19 protein-coding genes are annotated in these 17,138 nt (G+C 55.1%); 11 read left to right on the top strand and 8 right to left on the bottom strand.

Annotated features, from left to right (window positions below; all coding sequences use genetic code 11):
• The first annotated feature begins 78 nt into the window (after positions 1–78).
• The 3 genes from J8E65_RS06065 to J8E65_RS06075 all read left to right on the top strand — a co-directional run bounded on the left by J8E65_RS06065 (position 79) and on the right by J8E65_RS06075 (position 3,362).
• A complete protein-coding gene (locus tag J8E65_RS06065) occupies positions 79–1,830 on the top strand; it encodes an MDR family MFS transporter (RefSeq protein WP_210374728.1) in 1,752 nt (583 codons plus the stop codon).
• Between the two features lie 56 nt (positions 1,831–1,886).
• On the top strand, positions 1,887–2,327 hold the full coding sequence (locus J8E65_RS06070; RefSeq protein WP_210374730.1) for a cupin domain-containing protein: 441 nt from the start codon (positions 1,887–1,889) through the stop codon (positions 2,325–2,327).
• 81 nt (positions 2,328–2,408) lie between these two features.
• Complete coding sequence (locus tag J8E65_RS06075; RefSeq protein ID WP_210374732.1) at positions 2,409–3,362, top strand: ring-cleaving dioxygenase; 954 nt, start codon at positions 2,409–2,411, stop codon at positions 3,360–3,362.
• Between the two features lie 7 nt (positions 3,363–3,369).
• Here the strand turns inward: J8E65_RS06075 and J8E65_RS06080 are convergent, their stop codons facing one another.
• The 3 genes from J8E65_RS06080 to J8E65_RS06090 are packed head-to-tail and all read right to left on the bottom strand — an operon-like array spanning position 3,370 to position 4,926.
• Positions 3,370–3,765 carry a DUF302 domain-containing protein gene (locus tag J8E65_RS06080; RefSeq protein ID WP_210374734.1) on the bottom strand — a complete coding sequence of 132 codons (396 nt, stop codon included), beginning with the start codon at positions 3,763–3,765 and terminating at the stop codon, positions 3,370–3,372.
• Between the two features lie 12 nt (positions 3,766–3,777).
• Positions 3,778–4,437, bottom strand: a complete 660-nt coding sequence (locus tag J8E65_RS06085) for a TlpA family protein disulfide reductase (RefSeq protein WP_210374736.1) — start codon at positions 4,435–4,437, stop codon at positions 3,778–3,780.
• A gap of 3 nt (positions 4,438–4,440) precedes the next feature.
• Positions 4,441–4,926 (bottom strand): DUF411 domain-containing protein, encoded by a 486-nt coding sequence (locus J8E65_RS06090; RefSeq protein WP_210374737.1) that lies wholly within the window; start codon positions 4,924–4,926, stop codon positions 4,441–4,443.
• A 155-nt stretch (positions 4,927–5,081) separates the two neighbouring features.
• On the opposite strand from J8E65_RS06090, the gene J8E65_RS06095 reads away from it, so the two are divergent.
• Positions 5,082–5,600: a c-type cytochrome gene (locus tag J8E65_RS06095; RefSeq protein ID WP_237181704.1), complete on the top strand. Its 519-nt coding sequence runs from the start codon at positions 5,082–5,084 to the stop codon at positions 5,598–5,600.
• A gap of 3 nt (positions 5,601–5,603) precedes the next feature.
• Here the strand turns inward: J8E65_RS06095 and J8E65_RS06100 are convergent, their stop codons facing one another.
• Positions 5,604–7,373 carry a hypothetical protein gene (locus tag J8E65_RS06100; protein ID WP_237181705.1) on the bottom strand — a complete coding sequence of 590 codons (1,770 nt, stop codon included), beginning with the start codon at positions 7,371–7,373 and terminating at the stop codon, positions 5,604–5,606.
• A gap of 94 nt (positions 7,374–7,467) precedes the next feature.
• A complete protein-coding gene (locus tag J8E65_RS06105; protein WP_210374739.1) occupies positions 7,468–7,806 on the bottom strand; it encodes a Smr/MutS family protein in 339 nt (112 codons plus the stop codon).
• 185 nt (positions 7,807–7,991) lie between these two features.
• Here J8E65_RS06105 and J8E65_RS06110 point away from each other — a divergent pair, with 185 nt between their 5' ends.
• The 4 genes from J8E65_RS06110 to hemN all read left to right on the top strand — a co-directional run bounded on the left by J8E65_RS06110 (position 7,992) and on the right by hemN (position 12,671).
• Entirely contained in the window at positions 7,992–8,201 is a 210-nt protein-coding gene (locus tag J8E65_RS06110) for a hypothetical protein (protein WP_210374741.1), read from the top strand.
• Between the two features lie 127 nt (positions 8,202–8,328).
• Entirely contained in the window at positions 8,329–8,754 is a 426-nt protein-coding gene (locus J8E65_RS06115) for an OsmC family protein (RefSeq protein WP_210374743.1), read from the top strand.
• Between the two features lie 134 nt (positions 8,755–8,888).
• Entirely contained in the window at positions 8,889–11,213 is a 2,325-nt protein-coding gene (locus J8E65_RS06120; protein ID WP_210374745.1) for a glycosyltransferase family 4 protein, read from the top strand.
• Between the two features lie 81 nt (positions 11,214–11,294).
• On the top strand, positions 11,295–12,671 hold the full coding sequence (gene hemN / locus J8E65_RS06125; protein ID WP_210374747.1) for an oxygen-independent coproporphyrinogen III oxidase: 1,377 nt from the start codon (positions 11,295–11,297) through the stop codon (positions 12,669–12,671).
• Here the strand turns inward: hemN and J8E65_RS06130 are convergent.
• On the bottom strand, positions 12,668–13,354 hold the full coding sequence (locus J8E65_RS06130) for a Dph6-related ATP pyrophosphatase (protein WP_210374749.1): 687 nt from the start codon (positions 13,352–13,354) through the stop codon (positions 12,668–12,670). The genes hemN and J8E65_RS06130 overlap by 4 nt on opposite strands.
• A 152-nt stretch (positions 13,355–13,506) precedes the next feature.
• Here J8E65_RS06130 and J8E65_RS06135 point away from each other — a divergent pair, with 152 nt between their 5' ends.
• Positions 13,507–13,686: a hypothetical protein gene (locus tag J8E65_RS06135; RefSeq protein WP_210374751.1), complete on the top strand. Its 180-nt coding sequence runs from the start codon at positions 13,507–13,509 to the stop codon at positions 13,684–13,686.
• Positions 13,687–13,689: 3 nt separating this feature from the next.
• Here the strand turns inward: J8E65_RS06135 and xseA are convergent, their stop codons facing one another.
• Positions 13,690–14,901, bottom strand: a complete 1,212-nt coding sequence (gene xseA / locus J8E65_RS06140; RefSeq protein WP_210374753.1) for an exodeoxyribonuclease VII large subunit — start codon at positions 14,899–14,901, stop codon at positions 13,690–13,692.
• 143 nt (positions 14,902–15,044) lie between these two features.
• Between xseA and J8E65_RS06145 the strand changes: the two genes are divergently transcribed.
• Together J8E65_RS06145 and J8E65_RS06150 are read left to right on the top strand one after the other, a co-directional pair.
• Entirely contained in the window at positions 15,045–15,569 is a 525-nt protein-coding gene (locus J8E65_RS06145; protein WP_210374755.1) for a low molecular weight protein-tyrosine-phosphatase, read from the top strand.
• Positions 15,566–16,441 carry a fructosamine kinase family protein gene (locus tag J8E65_RS06150; RefSeq protein ID WP_210374756.1) on the top strand — a complete coding sequence of 292 codons (876 nt, stop codon included), beginning with the start codon at positions 15,566–15,568 and terminating at the stop codon, positions 16,439–16,441. The genes J8E65_RS06145 and J8E65_RS06150 overlap by 4 nt, the downstream gene beginning before the upstream one ends.
• On the opposite strand, the gene J8E65_RS06155 is transcribed toward J8E65_RS06150, so the two are convergent.
• Complete coding sequence (locus J8E65_RS06155) at positions 16,424–17,131, bottom strand: HAD family hydrolase (protein WP_210374758.1); 708 nt, start codon at positions 17,129–17,131, stop codon at positions 16,424–16,426. The genes J8E65_RS06150 and J8E65_RS06155 overlap by 18 nt on opposite strands.
• Positions 17,132–17,138: the final 7 nt, after the last annotated feature.

The raw sequence follows: 17,138 nt of genomic DNA on the forward strand, positions 1-17,138 counted from the left end.
GGCTGGCAGATGCCATGATCTCCAATTGAGCTCAGGCGTTTATTGGAACGAGTGTTCATTTGGTTTAAAGGTGTTGCTGTGAACCTACTGGCTTCGCCTGAGCGTCGTTATACGCTTGGCGGCGTGCTTTTGGCGTTGTTTTTGGGGGCGTTGGATCAAACGATTGTGGCTACGGCCTTGCCGCGCATTGTGTCCGATCTGCGGGGTTTAGAGCGTTATACGTGGATTGTTACGGCTTACCTACTCACCTTTACGGTTGCCACGCCGATTTATGGCAAGCTTGCCGACGTGTACAGCCGTAAGCGGATGGAGCTGATAGCCATTGTTATTTTTTTGGTGGGTTCGGTTTTGTGTGGTTTGGCTGGAGAGTTTGGCGCCTTGCCGCTCTTGGGTGACGGAATGAACCAACTTATTGTCTTTCGTGCGCTGCAGGGGTTGGGTGGGGGAGGGCTTTTTGCTATGGCGTTCATTATCATTGCCGATCTGTTTCCTCCGGCTGAACGTGGGCGTTACCAAGGTCTTGTAGGTGCTGTTTTTGCGCTTTCCAGTGTTATTGGGCCGTTTGTTGGTGGCGTGTTGACCGACCATGGTGATGCGTTGATTCCAGGCGTTGCCGGTTGGCGATGGGTATTTTATGTGAACTTGCCCTTGGGTTTTGTTGCGCTTTGGTTCATTGCCACCCGCATGCCGGTACTTTCTCCTCTGGCAGCGTACCGAAGGCTCGACTACCTTTCGATGCTATGGTTTACAGGGGCATTGGCAGCGTTTGTGTTAGGGTTGCAATTGGATAAGCAAGTGCACCCTTGGTCGGCGCCTGAGACGTTCCTGTTTTTGGGAGGGGCTGCACTGCTGCTTGGGCTGTTTCTGCTCCGTTCCCGAAGTTCTCCTTCTCCTGTATTGGATCTTACCCTTTTCCGCAATCGGGTCTTTACCACATCGGCCATTGCGCTTTTTCTTATGGGCGCGGCCTTTTTAAACATTGTCCTCTTTGCTCCCCTTTTCCTTATCAACGTACTGGGGGTGTCGGCTACCGAAGCAGGTCTGAGTATGATTCCTTTTTCCCTGGGGACAGCGGCAGGATCGACGCTTGCTGGACAGCTGGTTTCTCGCTTTGGACATTATCGCTGGTTTATGCTTGCGGGCGAAGGGGTTGTGTTGGTGGGCGTTTACTTGTTGACCACGCTAACGCCACAAGCCTCCCCAGGACAGGTTGCTCTGTACTTGGCCTTATGTGGATTGGGCCTAGGACCGACAATGCCGCTTTTCCCGCTGGCTATTCAAAATGCTGTGGACGTGCGCAAACTCGGGCAGGCGACCAGTGCCAGCTTGCTCTTTCGTCAGATCGGCGGCGTTGTAGGAACCGCAGTTATGGGTACGGTGCTGGCCGTGACGCTGATGCGCGCAATGCCTGAGACGACGATGGCGGTCTCAGACATGCTGGAAAAAGGGCGTCAGAACGGGTTGGCAGCGATTGCTGCTCAGTACGACTCACTGGCTGCAGAGCTCAAGGAAGCACTCGCGCGTCATGATGGGCGAGCCCTGGAACGCACGCTGCGTAAAGCGAAGCTGCCGCCTGTCGTTGAACACCGTCTATGGGCTGCCTTTAATGGCACAGCTGCGGCCGATTCACTACAACGCTTCGTTGCGCAACAGCTCGGTGCCGTACGCGAGCAGATGCTGACGCAACTGCGCAGCGGCTTTGCCGAAGCCATTTTGCGCATCTATCGCTATGTGCTCGGGTTGATTCTTGCTGGCTTTGCGGTCACCTGCTTTATTCCAGAACTGCCGCTGCGCCGCACGCATGAACCAAGCCAATCTTTGTTGCGCTAAAATAAAAACTTGCTTTTCGGCAGCGCGTACCTTTCTTTAAAAGAAAGGAGAAAGCCATGAAGCTTATACGCGTTTACACTCGTCCCGATGGACAGGCGGCTTTTGGGCAACTGGAGCTTATGTTTCGGAATGCTGGGCCAGAAGGGTTGTTTTCTAAGCGTTGGCCGGCTAAACATATCCAGTTTTTAGAAACGCCTGCCGGACAGGCTCATGATTGGGGACCTGTGCAAGCGCGTCAGCTGCTGATCGTGCTGGAAGGCGTGCTCGACGTGGTGGTCGCAGACGCCCAACAGCACCGCTTAGGACCAGGGGCTGTGGTGCTTTTTGAAGACCTCCATGGCGCTGGACATCGTCTGCACATTCCAGGCAGCCATCCTTGTCGCATGTTGATTGTCACATTGGCCGACGGGGTCTCTATAGATGAAGTTGAGGAGGCAGGTGCCGGGTCGTTTCCGGCCAGCGATCCGCCTTCGTGGACCAGCACAGCGATTACGTAGCGCATACGTCGCAGTTTCTGTTGCAACAAGCGTTATGGTATTCGGTTATGAGGGGGTACGTTGTACCAATCGGCTCCAGGTATGGGCGTGCACGGCATTCATCACGTAACGGCGCTTTGTGGTCCGGCTCAGGAGAACGTGGATTTTTACGTGGGTGTGCTGGGGTTGCGCCTAGTCAAGCGCTCGGTAAACCAGGATGATCCCACAACCTACCATTTGTTTTATGCTGATGGGGTAGGAACGCCGGGCACAAGTCTAACTTTTTTCCCACAGCCTAGCCTATCGTCGGCGCGAAGCGGCACGGGACGGATTATGGAGGTGGTCTTTGCTGTGCCGTCCGAAAGCTTTGCCTACTGGCAGCAGCGCTTGGCGCGTTATGGCGTGGCCTACAGCTTGGTGGAAACGTGTTTTGGAGAGCAGGCCCTCTCGTTTCAGGATCCCCATGGATTGCAGCTGGCCCTGATAGGAACTGAGAAGATGCGGCCGTTTGTGCCTTGGGACAAAAGCCCGGTGCCGCCAGCGCACCAGCTTCGTGGGTTTTATGTGGTGCGACTTTGGGAGCGTGCTTTGGAACCTACAGAGCAGGTGCTACTCGGGCTTTTGGGCTTTCGGCAAGTTGCTCAGGAAGGGGCATGGTATCGATATGCTGTTGAGGAAGGCGCGCCGGGGCAGCTTATCGACGTACAGGTGTTGCCTGGAGTTTCTTCTGGGCGCGATGGCCGTGGGGGGGTGCACCACGTAGCTTGGCGTGTGCCTGATGTTGAAGCTGCAAATCGGCTGCGGCGCCTTGTCGCGGCAGCAGGGCTGCGCCCTAGCGGACTGGTTGATCGTTTTTGGTTTACTTCGGTGTACTTTCGGGAGCCTGGGGGCGTGCTGTTTGAGCTGGCTACCGACGGCCCTGGTTTTGGCCGGGATGAAGATCTGGCGCATCTGGGTATGCGTTTGGTGTTGCCCCCTTGGTTGGAGCCGCATCGTCGTGACCTTGAAGCGGCGTTGCCACCGCTGCGTTTGCCCGAGCCTACAGCGTGGGTATAGGTCTGCTTTAGAGCTGAGCGACAATGTGGCGCAATCGCTCGCGCACTTGCTCAGCGATGCTGCGCAAAGCCGGGTTGTTTACGGCTTGCATTGAGGCGACGGGATCGATGGCTGCCACTTCGGTTTGCCCTGTTTCGGTTTGGCGCACAATCACGTTGCAAGGCAGCATTGTGCCAATGTAAGGCTCGGCCTGCAGGGCCTGGTGGGCAAAATGCGGATTGCAAGCGCCTAAGATTTTGTAAGGGCGCACGTCAACGTTGAGCTTCTTTTTTAGCGTAGCCTGCACATCGATTTCGGTAAGCACGCCAAAGCCTTCCTGTTGCAGCAGGTCGCGCACACGTGCTTCGGCTGCTTCAAGGCTTAGGGGCAGCGTGCGGGCAAAGTAGTAGGGTGTTGGGTTCATAGTATATCTCCGTTATTGCAACTCTAAAACAGCAGCTTCAAATTGGGTAAAATTGGCTGCACCAGGCCAGGTTGCGCGAATGATCCCTTCGCGGTCAATGATAAACGTGGTAGGGCGGGCTTGCTCAACGCGATTGTATGGCCAAGGCCAACGCGTATCTTGAGGCAGATAGCCACTAACGGCCTCGATGGGGTGATCTTTCATGAACTCTAGAATCGTCTGTCGCGTCTCGTCTGAGATCATGATCACCACGATACCCTGATCGCGGTAAGCCTGTTGAAACCGATTGAGTTCAGGAATTTCTTCCAAGCAAGGGCTACACCAGGTAGCCCACAGGTTGAGCACAATAATCTGGCCGCGGTAGTCGGCCAAGGTGCGCGGTTCATCAGTAGCTACCAGCCGGAAGCGGAGCTCTGGTGCAGGCCGACCTACGGCACCCGGGGGAAGGAGAGCTTCTGGTTGGGTATGGCGGGTATACGTCAGGGTAGCCAGTACCAGACCAGCGAGAATAACTACAGCTCCAAACGTTGCGCCGGTCCAAGCAGCAGCCCCTTCTAGGCGTCGTTTTGGACTTAGGTATCGCGCAAACCAAAGTAGTCCAGCGCCACCAATCATCAGTAACGCGGCCAGCGTGTAGAGCGCTGGCGGACTGAAAGGCAGCGTTTCCTCCATGGTTTATTCTTGCCTACCGTAACGAGCAAATACCTGCGTTTGACCTGCGGTCGTAAACGTGAGCACTTCATAAGGATCTTGCCGATTTCCTTGCTCCATGCCTGGCGAGCCAATGGGCATGCCAGGGACGGCCAGGCCAGCTACGTTAGGCTTTTCGCGGAGCAAGCGCCAGACCTCAGCAGCCGGTACGTGACCTTCAATCACATAGCCCGCCACCAGCGCTGTGTGGCAAGAGTGCAGTTTGGGAGGTACCTGAAACCGCGTTTTGATCGTGCTCATGTCTTGCACGTCTTCGAGCTTTACTTTAAAGCCTGCAGCCTGCATGTGCTCGACCCATTTAGTGCAGCAGCCGCAGGTAGGGCTTTTGAATACCGTAAGGGTCGGCTGAGCTGATGCGTTTTGCCAATGACTGTAAAGTGCTAGACCTGCAGTGGCCAGCACTGCGCCCAAGGTAAAACCCAGGGCATAGGTTTTCAGGGAAAAAGCCATAGCATGGAAGGTAATTTTGTGAAAAACACCAAGAGGAAAACCGCTCCGGGCTCAAAAGGCTCCCATCTTTTATTCACAGATTGCTTTTGATAAACAATTCAGGAAAACGCCACCGCAATAGGCGCGGTTTGTCACGTTGCACTAACTTTTACACCATGATTCGGCTAGCTAGTCTTTACACGGTTATGCGTAAGTTGTACGTCTTGAGTTTTGGGCTTTTGCTGATGGCTTGTCAGTCGGAAGGACAGCCGCGCAACGCTGAAGATCGTTTCGCGCAGCTTGGACGACAGGTCTATCAGACATATTGTGCTACTTGTCATCAGCCCAACGGTCAGGGCGTGGCGAACATTTATCCTCCGCTGACGCCTAATGCCTGGATTCAGGGAGATAAAGGAAGGCTGATTCGGTTGGTGTTGCATGGCGTGCAAGGAGAAATGCGCGTAGGAGATCAGGTCTACAACAATGTAATGACAGCCCACGAGTTTTTAAGCGACGACCAGATTGCGGCTGTGCTGACGTTTGTTCGCCAAAACTTTGGCAACAAGGCCGATCCCGTAACGCCAGAAGAAGTAGCAGCGGTTCGCGCGGCAAGTCAGCAGAAAGGCCCTTGGGAAGCTTCGGTGTTATGGGACCAGGTGGGGATTCCGAGGACAAACGCCGCGCCTAATCCTTAAAAGCTACTTGTTCAGTGCGTTTTCAAGTGGGCGTGCAGGTAGGCGGAGTCGCCCAGTGGCGGCCTCGGCGGCTTGCGCCAGCTGGCGCCAAGCCTCAAATTGCCACAGCCGTGCGTGTGTCCGAATAATTTGGAGCTGGCGTAGGCGATAAGGTGTGGGATGCTGGGTTGCGAGGGCTTCAAAGCGAACAACGAGGCTGTCGAGCAGGGCGCGATTGGCGTGCGTAAAGCCAAAATGGCCAATATCTTCGACAAGCAGGGCGTAGGTTTGATCCCAGTTGGTTGCTTCTTGCAATTCTGCTGGGTGATAGGTTTGGTGATCATAGCGGCGGAGCAACTGCAGTCCAGTAAAGCCCATTGCCTGCAGGCGCTCTACTGCGCCTAAGGGAAGAAAGAAGCGGATGGGGGGCTGTTGTGCGCTACGTGCAAAACGAATGTCGCCGCTGGGAGGTACGCCTTGCCCTGCTGTGCTGGGCGGCAACTGAAAATGGGGATTCAGTAACCGGAAGCGGTGATAGAGGCTTGTGCCTTTAGGTGCAACGCACCAATTCAGCGTGTCGCCACCTGCTTGTCTTAAGGCATGAAGCAAGTCACTGAGGTAGAAGGGCTGCTGAGCGACAACTTGCACCAGCTCAGCTTGTACAGTACGGCTGGTGTCCAGCGGAAGATGCTCAAGAGCGCGGACGGTCCCGTACAGCGAAGGTACGTAACCACGCGAGTAGTTTCGAAACGAAGTGTTTGTTGTAAGTTGGGCAAAGCCCTCCGTTAGGGCCCAGATGTAAGCGTCGACTACGGTCGTGCCGGCTTGCAAGTACCGTGTACCTTCCGTGAGGAAGGCACGATAAATGCGGAAAAGGTTCGCTGGTCCTGTGTGATACGCCGAAAGCCCAGGAATTTCATGACCTACAGCGTTTGTATACCCCCGCATAACCAGAAAGGCCGGTTCCATAACCAGTAAAGGATGCCATTCTTCTGCCACCTGCAGGGTGTTCCCGTAGGCTGTAGGCAGTTTGTAGTGATGGATGCCATATTGGCGCAGCAAGTAGGGCATGAGCTGGTAGCGGCTGCGCGCACCGGCAGGCGAGACCAACCGATCATCGTTAAAGGTTTCAACAACGCTAACGGCTGTACTCAGCAAGCTCAGGTTTAAAGATCGGGCCAAGCGGATTTCGTATTCTAAATAGGGCAAAGCACGCTGAAAAGCTTCCTGCACCTGGGTGGCGCGTCCCCAGCGAGCTTGGAGAGCGCTGCGTGCAAATCCACGGGCTGCAAAGTCGTCGAGTAGGTTACGGGTGATTTCACGCCGAACCCGATCGACAGCATCCCAGTCCATCTTGCCCTGTTCGTCATAGCGCTGGCGCCAGTCGGTAAGCTCATAGCGGATGAGCTCTCGGCCTGTACGGCTGTCATAGATGCGAATCGTAAAGTTATCGTCTACAGCTTGCCGAAGGGTGTACTGGGTGAGCAATGCCTGAAAAGCAGGCAGCAGGGGAGCTGCTACGATAGGATCTGTTGCAGAGGCTGCACCAGTAAAATACGGTCCATAGCGCACATCCGGATGCAAATCGGCTGCATAGGTTCCCAAGGTAAGCGGTGTTGGGGCTGGAGGAGTAGTGGGCTTAGGCGCAGGCGATGGGACAGTTGCTGAAGAAGCAGGCGTAGGCAAAGTAAAATACCGCCACAAGGCGATGGCCCAATGTGTAAAACTGGCTGTGACGGTAGCCACAAGTAGGACCACCAAGCCCGTCCGCCACAACTGCTGACGCTCCATCATAGGCTTCATTTTAAGCACAATATATGGCCGAAATCAGCAAAAGCTCCCTTCGGTAAAGTATCGGCGGACCCGCTTTGAAAATACAGCATGCTGGCTACCTTGGCCAAAGTTCGGCAAGCTGAAGCCTTTGAGGATCCGGCCTGGCCGTTACATCCAGAGACAAAATAAGTGCCGCATCCGTGGTTAATGCCTGCGTGACGTAAGGGGCAAATCGCCCTTCTTTGAGGGCCTGATGCAATGCCTGCTTGATCGTGCGCCGCAGACCATAGGCATCGGTGGTCGAGCTCCCATGAATAAGCTGCACTTGGGCCCGCCCTCGGCTTTGGGCTGCGGCAACCACACGTAAGGCTAGGGCAAGGGCCTCCTCAACGCGTGCACCGTGCAGATCGAGCACAACGCACCGCCCATCATCTTTTAAGCTAGGATAAGGCATAGCAGGGCTTTTTTTTAATAAAAAACACCATCGCGGTTAGGGTTTCCCTAAAGACTTATTGAAAGCGTTTCTGTTAAATAATTGTATCGAAAACGCTTGCAGCTTCCGGAAATGAATCTGTGCTATGGGCTTTTCGTAGAATGACTCGTTCCTAAGCAAACAATCTAAAGGAGGAAAGCAACGCCATGAAACGGCTCTGGCATACGTTGAAGACGCAGCTTACGCAGTTGGCCTATGCGATGGCTCTTCCGGCCTACACCTACTGGGGCTATTGCACGATTTGCGGCAAATCCACACCTTGGCAGGTCGAGGCGCTGCGCGGTCATTATAAATGTCTAAGCTGCGGTACCAATCCGCTGAGTACTGAGCGGACAAAAACGCTGGCTGGTGTTTAAGTAGCTTACGTGGGGGCCTCTGCCAGAGGCCCCCACATTTTTGTAACAAATCTGTTTTGTACTTGCTTTTTTAGAAGGGATTCCCCTAATTAAAAAGTCAACATGTTCCACAAACCTATCATGGACTATGCCTATTCGTAAAGCACAGGCTGTCTGGAGCGGTAATCTGCGGGAGGGGAATGGGCGTGTTTCCTTTGGGCGAGGCCCTGCTTTTGAGGGGGCTTATTCGTTTGCTTCTCGGTTTGAAGAAGGGGCGGGTACCAATCCTGAGGAGCTTATTGCAGCGGCTCATGCGGGATGTTTTTCCATGGCATTAGCCAATCGGTTGGCGCAGGCGGGCTACGTGCCCCAGCGGGTGCAAACGGAAGCTCGGGTGCACTTGGAGATGAAAGATGGTGCCCAAATTACCAAAATTGAGCTGCATACCGAGGTAGAAGCTCCGGGACTAGACGAGGCCACATTTCGTGAGCATGCCGAGGCCGCCAAAAATGGGTGTCCCGTTTCGAAAGCACTGGCGAGCGTGCCTATTGAGTTGCACGCCCGATTGGTTTAAGTAAAGTCGTTACAAATTGGCAACGGCTGGCGCTAAGCCAGCCGTTTTGCCGTTTTTTTAGGAACGTTCCTCTGTGAAGTGTTCTACATAAAGTAGTTCCTGTCGTTGGTTAAGCGCATCCTTTGCAGGTACTTATGGAAAGCTTTCGTTTGCGGCGTATTGCGTTTATTGGAAACTATCTTCCCCGGCAGTGCGGCATTGCTACGTTTACCACAGACTTGTGTGAGGCTGTTGCTGCAGTGGCGCCAGAGCTAAGCTGCATTGCGGTACCGATTAATGACCGTGCCGAAGGCTACGCCTATCCTGCACGTGTGCGTTTTGAGATTGCGGAAGAGGACCTTTCGGCCTACCGCAGGGCTGCTGAGTTTCTCAACATTAACGATGTAGATGTGGTATGCCTGCAGCATGAATACGGCATTTTTGGAGGTCCTGCAGGTAGTCATGTGCTTACGCTGCTGCGCGAGCTGCGCGTACCTGTGGTCACCACGCTACACACGATTCTACGCGAGCCTAGTGCCGAGCAGCGAGCAGTTATGGAAGAGCTTACGGTGCTTTCGGATCGCCTGGTGGTTATGACGCAGCGGGGTAAGGAATTCTTGCAGACGATCTATGGCGTTCCAGAAGCGAAAATTGACCTCATTCCCCACGGCATCCCAGAGGTCCCTTTCGTTGACCCGAACTTCTACAAGGATCGTTTTGGGGTTGAAGGCAAGACGGTGCTGCTCACGTTTGGGTTGCTTTCTCGTAATAAAGGCATTGAGTACGTCATTGAGGCCCTGCCGGCCATTTTGGAGCGCCATCCAAATGTGGTCTACATTGTGCTAGGGGCTACGCATCCGCATGTACGCCAGTATGAAGGCGAAACCTATCGGCTGTTTTTGCAACGGCGCGCGCGGGAGCTGGGCGTTGAGCAGCAGGTGATTTTTTACAACCGATTTGTTAGCAACGAAGAGCTGGTTGAGTTCATCGGTGCTGCTGACATTTACCTAACGCCTTACCTGAACCGTGAGCAGATTACCTCGGGTACGCTGGCCTATACGGTAGGTTGTGGCAAGGCGGTGATTTCGACGCCTTACTGGCATGCCGAAGAGCTGCTGGCTGAGGGCCGCGGCATTTTGGTCCCTTTTCGGGATGCAGCAGCAATTGCCAAGGCAGTGAATCGGCTCTTGGACGATGAGATCGAGCGCCATGCAATCCGCAAGCGCGCCTATCTTTACAGCCGCCATATGATCTGGCCTGAAGTGGCGCGATGCTACTTAGAAAGCTTTAGGCGAGCTCGTGAAGCTGGGACAAGCCGCACCAGGGTGGCAATGCCCACGCTTGGCCAGCGTCCCGATGAACTGCCTATGCTTAAGCTCGACCATCTCAAACGGCTCACGGACGATACAGGCATCCTGCAACATGCTACCTACACGGTGCCCAATTACAATGAAGGCTATACGACCGATGATAATGCACGTGCCCTTATTGTTGCTGTACTACTCGATGAACTGGAAAGTAAAAGCGTGCCAGAAGCCGTTGAGCTCGCTACGCGTTACCTCGCCTTTCTTTGGCACGCCTTTAATCCAGAAACTCGCCGCTTTCGCAACTTTCTGGCCTACAGTCGCCAGTGGCTTGAAGAAGTCGGATCTGAAGATAGCCATGGCCGGGCGCTTTGGGGACTGGGTTGGGTAGTAGGATGGTCACGCCGGCCTGGTCTTTGGAAACTCGCCAGCCGGCTTTTTCATGCAGCCTTGCCGGAGACGTTAACGTTTACCAGTCCGCGTGCTTGGGCGTTAACTATTCTGGGCATTCAGGAATACCTACGGCGATTCTACGGAGACCGTACGGCACAACAGGCCCGCGAGACGTTAGCCGACCAGCTTTACCAATGCTATCGGGCAAATCAACACGACGATTGGTGCTGGTTTGAAGATCGGCTAACGTATGCCAATGCGCATCTGCCGCATGCACTGATTGTTGCGGGCCAAACCGCAGGTCGATCGGATTGGGTGCAAGCCGGCCTGGAGGCCTTGGACTGGCTGGTTCGTGTGCAGCAAGATGATCAGGGGTACTTTGCTCCGATCGGCAACGACGGATTCTACGTACGTGGAACGCCAAGACCTGCTTTCGATCAGCAACCCATCGAAGCGCACGCCACAGTAGCAGCCTGTCTGGAAGCCTACCGCCTAACGCACCAGATACGCTGGTATCGCGAAGCCCGGCGGGCTTTTGAATGGTTCCTTGGACGCAATCAGCTTGGCATGCCGCTTTACGATCCCACTACTGGAGGGTGCTACGACGGCCTGCACGCAGGTGGCGTTAACGAAAACCAGGGGGCTGAATCGACCCTTTCGTTTCTACTTGCGCTTTTGGAAATGCGGCGGATAGAAACCTACCTGTCGCTGCAACAGCGGCAAAGCGACCGGCGCGTCACGCAAACGGCCGAAGAGGCGGGCACTGCATCGCGTTTTGTGTGAACTTGCTTTGCTGGGGAACCTGGCGCCTGGCGTATCGTGCTCAATCCTATTGAAGTGTTTTTTGTCTGAAAAGGGTAAGCCATGCAGGTCCCGCTTGCGCTGGTAACCAAATACAACCGTCCAGGTCCGCGGTATACAAGCTATCCGCCTGCGCCGCATTTTCGGCCAGATATCGATGCCGAAGCCATAGTCCGCCTGTTGCAAGAAGACAATCTGCAGCCGAAGCTAGGCCCGCTTTCGCTGTACGTACACCTGCCTTTTTGCCGCTCGCTTTGTTACTACTGCGGCTGCCATATGATGGTTACGCACCGGCCGGAGAAAATTGCGCAGTATTTAAAGTATCTGGCGCGTGAGATCGCGTTGGTTGCGCGTTGGGTAGCCCCTGAACGGCAGGTGGTCCAGCTTCACTGGGGGGGAGGGACGCCCACTTACCTAGCGCCTGCGCAGATTGTGGGCCTTATGGAGGTGCTACGGGCGCATTTTAGCTTTGCGGACAAGGCTGAGCTTGGCATTGAAGCGGATCCGCGCGGGCTAACCAAAGCGCATCTGGAGGCCGCTAGGCAAGCTGGCTTTAACCGGATTAGCTTTGGCGTTCAAGACCTGGATCCGAAGGTGCAGCAAGCTATCAACCGCATTCAGCCTTACGAACAGGTAGCTGAAGTTACCCATTGGGCGCGAGAGCTGGGTTTTGAGAGCATCAGCTATGACCTGATCTACGGCCTACCCCATCAACAGGTAGCACAGTTTGAACAGACCATCCGTCGGGTGATTGCGCTAGGGCCAGATCGCATTTCGCTTTTTAGTTACGCCCACGTTCCCTGGAAAAAGAAACATCAGCGTCTCATTCAAGAAGCCTGGCTACCTTCCCCTGCAGAAAAATTGCAGCTTTTTTTGCGTGCGGTAGAACTGCTGACCACGGAGGGAGGCTACCGCTACATTGGCATGGATCACTTTGCGCGTCCAGAAGATCCTCTCAGCCGTGCCCTGGACGAAGGCACGCTGCAGCGTAATTTTCAAGGCTATTCTACCCATGGGGGGACTGAACTCTATGCCTTTGGCATTTCGGCCATCAGCCAGCTGCGGGACGCTTACGTACAAAACGTACTGACGCTACCTGAATACTACGCAGCATTGGACGCAGAGCGGTTGCCTGTAGGTAAAGCCTATAGGCTAACCGAAGAAGATCTACTGCGGCGACATGTTATTATGTCGCTGATGTGCCACTTTCGGTTGGACATAGCTGACGTCGAGCGCCGTTTTGGGATTGCTTTCGCCGAGCATTTCGCCGATGCATTGGCTCAGCTTCGGGCATTAGAAGCCGACGGACTGGTTGTGTGCACCCCGGAGGCCATTACCGTTACTGAAATCGGTCGGTTTTTCATCCGCAATGTTGCTATGACTTTTGACGCCTATCTTTCAGTTCCTTCTGATCGTCCGCTTTATTCCCAGACCGTCTAGCCTATCGGCAAGAGGTCCCGAAAGTGAAACCCTTGCCGGGTGACATGCCGTCCGAGTCGATGGGCTACTGGCGTGCGAAACAGCGGTCCGGCAAAGACAAACGTGTGCAGCTCGCCGTTTTCGCCGCAGGGGTCGACGGTAGTGGGTAGTGCGTCTACCACCCGCGGTGTAAGTTCACGCCCAGCCCATTCAGGTCCCAAATGACGGGCATCAACGCACACGATACGCGTGCGGAAACCTGCTTTCCAGAAAGTCTCGAGCAGGGCCATACTGGCCGTGCGTTCGCGGCGCCCAGTCCAAATGGGAAACACTGGCGTCATGTCTAGGGCTGCGAGTTGGCGCTCGCGGTAGGCGCGAATGTCTTCTAGAAAAATATCGCCGAAAGCCACGTGGCACACGCCGCGCTTCCGGAGGGGCCGGAGTGTTTCAGCCCAAGCCGCTTCGTAGGTTGTATTGGAGGCATTCGGGGGCAAATAAATTGGGAAAAGTGGCCCTACAGCCAGTGCAGCGACTTGGCGTTCCAAGAGCACACGCCGAACGCCATGCATCGTGACGCGGTCGTAAGGCTGGCTGATCGTGCACAGCAGGCCCTTTACCTGCCAGGAGGGGTCTTGCAGGAGCCGATAAAGTGCGAGGGCGCTGTCTTTGCCGCCACTCCAAGAGACCAAAATGGGTTGGGGCATAGCGTTTTTTCTTGTGTTTTTGCGATTTTTTTAATAAAATGCTGCAGGCTGTGTTTTGAAAGTTTTCTTAGACAAAAGTTGTCTTGCAATGCATTTTTTTTGTACCCTAACTTTTGGTCTGTATTTTTAACCCAAAACACAGGAGGCTCGCTATGCGGCGTTTTATTGGTCTTCTTGCACTGGTTCTGTTTACAGGAGGCGTATTGGGGGCTTGTGGGCGTGCCAATGAAACGGCCCAAGAACCCACGACCCAGGAGCAGCAGGTTCAGCCACCCGTGGACACGCTGCAGCAGGTGCCAGGAGATACAGTGCAGCAAGATACGATGCAGTAAACTTTAGCTTACCTGCGTTTCGGACGTGATGCGTGCGCTGTGATGGCCATCGTAAAACTCGAGCACCACGGTGTCGTTGGCCTGAAGCTGATGTGCCCGTGTGACGAGCTGGCCATTACGGCGCACGCGCACGTATCCGCGTTCCAGCGGACGCAAAGGATCAAACGCAGCCAGACGCGCCTCTAGTAGCGCCACGTTTTCTCGTCTTTGTGCAATAAGCTGTCGCTCATGCTGCTCAAGCTGGCGCTGCAGCCCTTGCACCCGCTCTTGAAGATAGCGTAGCTGTTCGGCTAAGCGTCGCATGCCGTAGCGATGAAGTAAAGCGATCAGGGCATGCTTGCGCTGGCGAATGTTTTGTTTTAGGTGCACCTGAAGCAAGCGACAGAGACGTTGGAGGTGGTCTTCCAGCTCTAGACGGTCAGGTACAGCAATCTCAGCGGCCATAGAGGGGGTTGCTGCACGCCGGTCGGCTACGAGGTCAGCAATCGACACGTCGGTTTCGTGTCCCACCGCGCTAATGACCGGAATGCGTGAGGCGAAAATAGCCCGAGCCACTACTTCCTCGTTAAAAGCCCATAGGTCGTCTGCAGAACCGCCGCCGCGGCCTACGATGAGCACGTCGGGGCGCAAATCTTCAGCAAGGGCATTAAGCCTTTGGATGGCTTGTGCAATTGTAGGGGCGGCTGCTTGCCCTTGTACGCGCACAGGACAGAGCAGCACTTCGGCCAGGGGGAACCGCCGTCCTAAGATGCTTAGCAGGTCGTGTATGGCTGCGCCGCTATCCGAGGTTACCAGACCGATCCGGCGTGGAAAACGGGGAAGGGGGCGTTTGCGGGTTTCGTCGAAAAGCCCTTCGGCTGCCAGCTTTTGCTTGAGCGCTTCAAAGGCTTGCTGTCGTGCGCCAGCCCCGGCCAGTTGCATATAAATGGCAATCAGCTGAAGGCGGCCTCGGGATTCGTAGAAGGTTAGGCGACCCGTCACCTGTACCTGGTATCCGTCTCGGGGGAGAAACGGGAGTCGTTGAAGGTGCGTCTGCCAGAGGACGCATGGAAGCTGCGCCTGCTCATCCCGTAGCGTAAAGTAGCAGTGGCCTGTCTGGTTGTGGATGCGCACGTCCGACAGCTCCCCTACAACAATCACCTGATCGTAAGTCTGCTCTATAATATGGCGCAGGGCTGCCGTTAGCTCGCTCACGCGCCAAATGCGTGGTGCCATGCTCAATAGGGATTCCCTCGGTGTGGGTGTAAAGGTACATCTTCTGAAAGGATTAAAAAAGCGGTAAGGGGGTCTGTAGGGGCACTTTGCAACAGGCAGATCGTTTAGAAAAGCTCATGTAAACGTTGAACTATCTGTGCAGTATGGCTGAATCTGTAACAAGACCGATTCGTGTGCTTTTTGTCTGCTTAGGTAATATTTGCCGAAGCCCGTTGGCTGAGGGTGTTTTTCGCCAGCAGGTAGAGGCTGCTGGTTTGTCGGCGCACTTTGAGATTGACTCCGCGGGTACGGGTCCGTGGCATGTGGGGGAGCCGGCTGACCGCCGCATGCAGCGTACAGCGCGTCGGCATGGCATTGATTTGAGCCAGCACGTGGCGCGTCAGATTGGACCAGAGGACTTGGCTTACTACGATCATATTCTGGTCATGGATCGAGAGAACCTGCAAAATGTCTTACGTCTGGCTCGAAACGGTCAAGTGAATCACAAAGTGCAGCTTTTCCGGGCATTTGACCCTGAACCGGGCGACGGCGAAGTGCCTGATCCATACTATGGCGGCGAGCAGGGTTTTGAAGTTGTGTATACCATTACCGAACGCACAGCGCGCCGCTTATTGGAGCATTTTGTGGCGGCCTACGGCCTGGCGACTGAAGTAAGCGTTTCGCAATGACCCTGCCTGAGACGCTTCGCAGCGCGTTAGAAGTTGTTCTGGGTAGTGCTGTTCGGCACGCTGTGCCAGTAGGAGGAGGGTGTATTGCACAGGCTTGCCGGATCGAGACCGCGCGTGGAGCTTACTTTCTAAAATGGGGTGCTGAAGCGGTTGCGTGCACCTTCCTGGCCGAAGCTGCAGGGCTTGCAGCGTTAAAAGCAGCGCAGCATGCGCTGGTGATTCCAGAAGTTGTAGCGGTAGCGGCTGCGCGCTCGGACTGCCCTGGCTTTTTGGTTTTGGAGTGGCTAGAGTCTGGCCAGCCGGGTAGACGCTTTTGGGAAAGCTTTGGCGAAGGATTAGCGCAGCTGCATCGCTTTACAGGGACACGCTACGGTTTTGATCAAGACAATTTTATCGGTCGGCTCCCGCAGTACAATACGTGGGAAGACGACTGGGTCACATTTTTTTGGCAACATCGTCTTTTGCCCCAGGTGCAATGGGCCCGTCAGCGCGGTTATTGGGAAATGGCCTGGGATCGATGGCTTGACCGCCTTGAAGCTCGGCTGCCGGAGCTTTTACCGCGGCGTCCGCCTGCTTCGCTGCTGCATGGGGATCTTTGGAGTGGCAACTTTATGGTCACTGCCGATGGCCGAGCAGCCCTATTGGACCCAGCTGTGTATTACGGCGATCGTGAAGCCGATTTGGCCATGACAGCGCTCTTTGGAGGGTTTGATGCGCGTTTTTACGCTGCGTATCAAGCGGCTTGGCCTTTAGCGCCGGGTTATGCCGAGCGGCAAGCGCTTTATCAGCTCTATCACCTCCTGAACCACCTCAACCACTTTGGCCGCAGTTATGCTGGGGCGGTTGCTCGCACCTTACGACGCTTTGCCTGAATATTGCCGTGTGGTGAGTAGTTCAAACAGCGGTTCTGGATCGGTAAAGTCGTCCAGAATCAGATCAGGGCACGCGGCTGCCAGGGTATGCCGGTCGTATCCACCCGTGCATACTACAGCGACAGCAGCGCCGGCGTGGCGTGCGCAGGCCACGTCGCGCGGCGTGTCCCCAATGATGAGGGCATGGGCTTGGGTAAATGGATAGCCGGTGGCTTGGCGTGCTCGCGCAATGGCCAGTGACGGAAGGGCATTACGGTCGGCGTGGTCGCACCCAAAGGCGCCTTCGCCAAAGTATCCGGCCAGTCCAGCGGCTCTGAGTTTGTGATCGGCGACTTGGCGCAGATTGCCTGTAACCAAGCCTAAATAGACCTCGGGCCACTCCGAAAGCTCTTCAAGCAAGAGGGCCACGCCTGGCAAAACCTCAAGATGCTCGGGTCGAAGCCGTTGGGTCATGGCCTGGCTGTATACCGCTAGCGCTTCAGGCAATACGTGCCTGGCCATCGGCTCAGGAAGTCCGTTGGCTTTGAGGATATCCAGCAAAATGGCTGGATCGGTACGTCCTGCAAAATCAATCCCCTCGGTGGTGACAGGTCGCCCAAGCCATTCGGAAAGGGCTGCTTCCATGGTTTGGCGACCAAAGCCGTGGGTGCGGATAAGCGTACCATCGATGTCAAACAACAACAGATGCACAACCGTC

This window comes from Rhodothermus bifroesti (genome assembly GCF_017908595.1).
Taxonomy (GTDB): domain Bacteria; phylum Bacteroidota; class Rhodothermia; order Rhodothermales; family Rhodothermaceae; genus Rhodothermus; species Rhodothermus bifroesti.

Excerpts from the sequence above, each read along its gene's own strand:
- J8E65_RS06115 (WP_210374743.1), top strand. The coding sequence starts at position 8,329 with ATGCCTATTCGTAAAGCACAGGCTGTCTGGAGCGGTAATCTGCGGGAG.
- xseA (WP_210374753.1), bottom strand. The coding sequence starts at position 14,901 with ATGGCACCACGCATTTGGCGCGTGAGCGAGCTAACGGCAGCCCTGCGC.
- J8E65_RS06135 (WP_210374751.1), top strand. The coding sequence starts at position 13,507 with ATGCGGCGTTTTATTGGTCTTCTTGCACTGGTTCTGTTTACAGGAGGC.
- J8E65_RS06075 (WP_210374732.1), top strand. The coding sequence starts at position 2,409 with ATGGGCGTGCACGGCATTCATCACGTAACGGCGCTTTGTGGTCCGGCT.
- J8E65_RS06080 (WP_210374734.1), bottom strand. The coding sequence starts at position 3,765 with ATGAACCCAACACCCTACTACTTTGCCCGCACGCTGCCCCTAAGCCTT.
- J8E65_RS06095 (WP_237181704.1), top strand. The coding sequence starts at position 5,082 with ATGATTCGGCTAGCTAGTCTTTACACGGTTATGCGTAAGTTGTACGTC.
- J8E65_RS06100 (WP_237181705.1), bottom strand. The coding sequence starts at position 7,373 with ATGATGGAGCGTCAGCAGTTGTGGCGGACGGGCTTGGTGGTCCTACTT.
- hemN (WP_210374747.1), top strand. The coding sequence starts at position 11,295 with ATGCAGGTCCCGCTTGCGCTGGTAACCAAATACAACCGTCCAGGTCCG.
- J8E65_RS06105 (WP_210374739.1), bottom strand. The coding sequence starts at position 7,806 with ATGCCTTATCCTAGCTTAAAAGATGATGGGCGGTGCGTTGTGCTCGAT.
- J8E65_RS06120 (WP_210374745.1), top strand. The coding sequence starts at position 8,889 with ATGGAAAGCTTTCGTTTGCGGCGTATTGCGTTTATTGGAAACTATCTT.
- J8E65_RS06150 (WP_210374756.1), top strand. The coding sequence starts at position 15,566 with ATGACCCTGCCTGAGACGCTTCGCAGCGCGTTAGAAGTTGTTCTGGGT.
- J8E65_RS06070 (WP_210374730.1), top strand. The coding sequence starts at position 1,887 with ATGAAGCTTATACGCGTTTACACTCGTCCCGATGGACAGGCGGCTTTT.
- J8E65_RS06130 (WP_210374749.1), bottom strand. The coding sequence starts at position 13,354 with ATGCCCCAACCCATTTTGGTCTCTTGGAGTGGCGGCAAAGACAGCGCC.
- J8E65_RS06085 (WP_210374736.1), bottom strand. The coding sequence starts at position 4,437 with ATGGAGGAAACGCTGCCTTTCAGTCCGCCAGCGCTCTACACGCTGGCC.
- J8E65_RS06145 (WP_210374755.1), top strand. The coding sequence starts at position 15,045 with ATGGCTGAATCTGTAACAAGACCGATTCGTGTGCTTTTTGTCTGCTTA.
- J8E65_RS06110 (WP_210374741.1), top strand. The coding sequence starts at position 7,992 with ATGAAACGGCTCTGGCATACGTTGAAGACGCAGCTTACGCAGTTGGCC.
- J8E65_RS06090 (WP_210374737.1), bottom strand. The coding sequence starts at position 4,926 with ATGGCTTTTTCCCTGAAAACCTATGCCCTGGGTTTTACCTTGGGCGCA.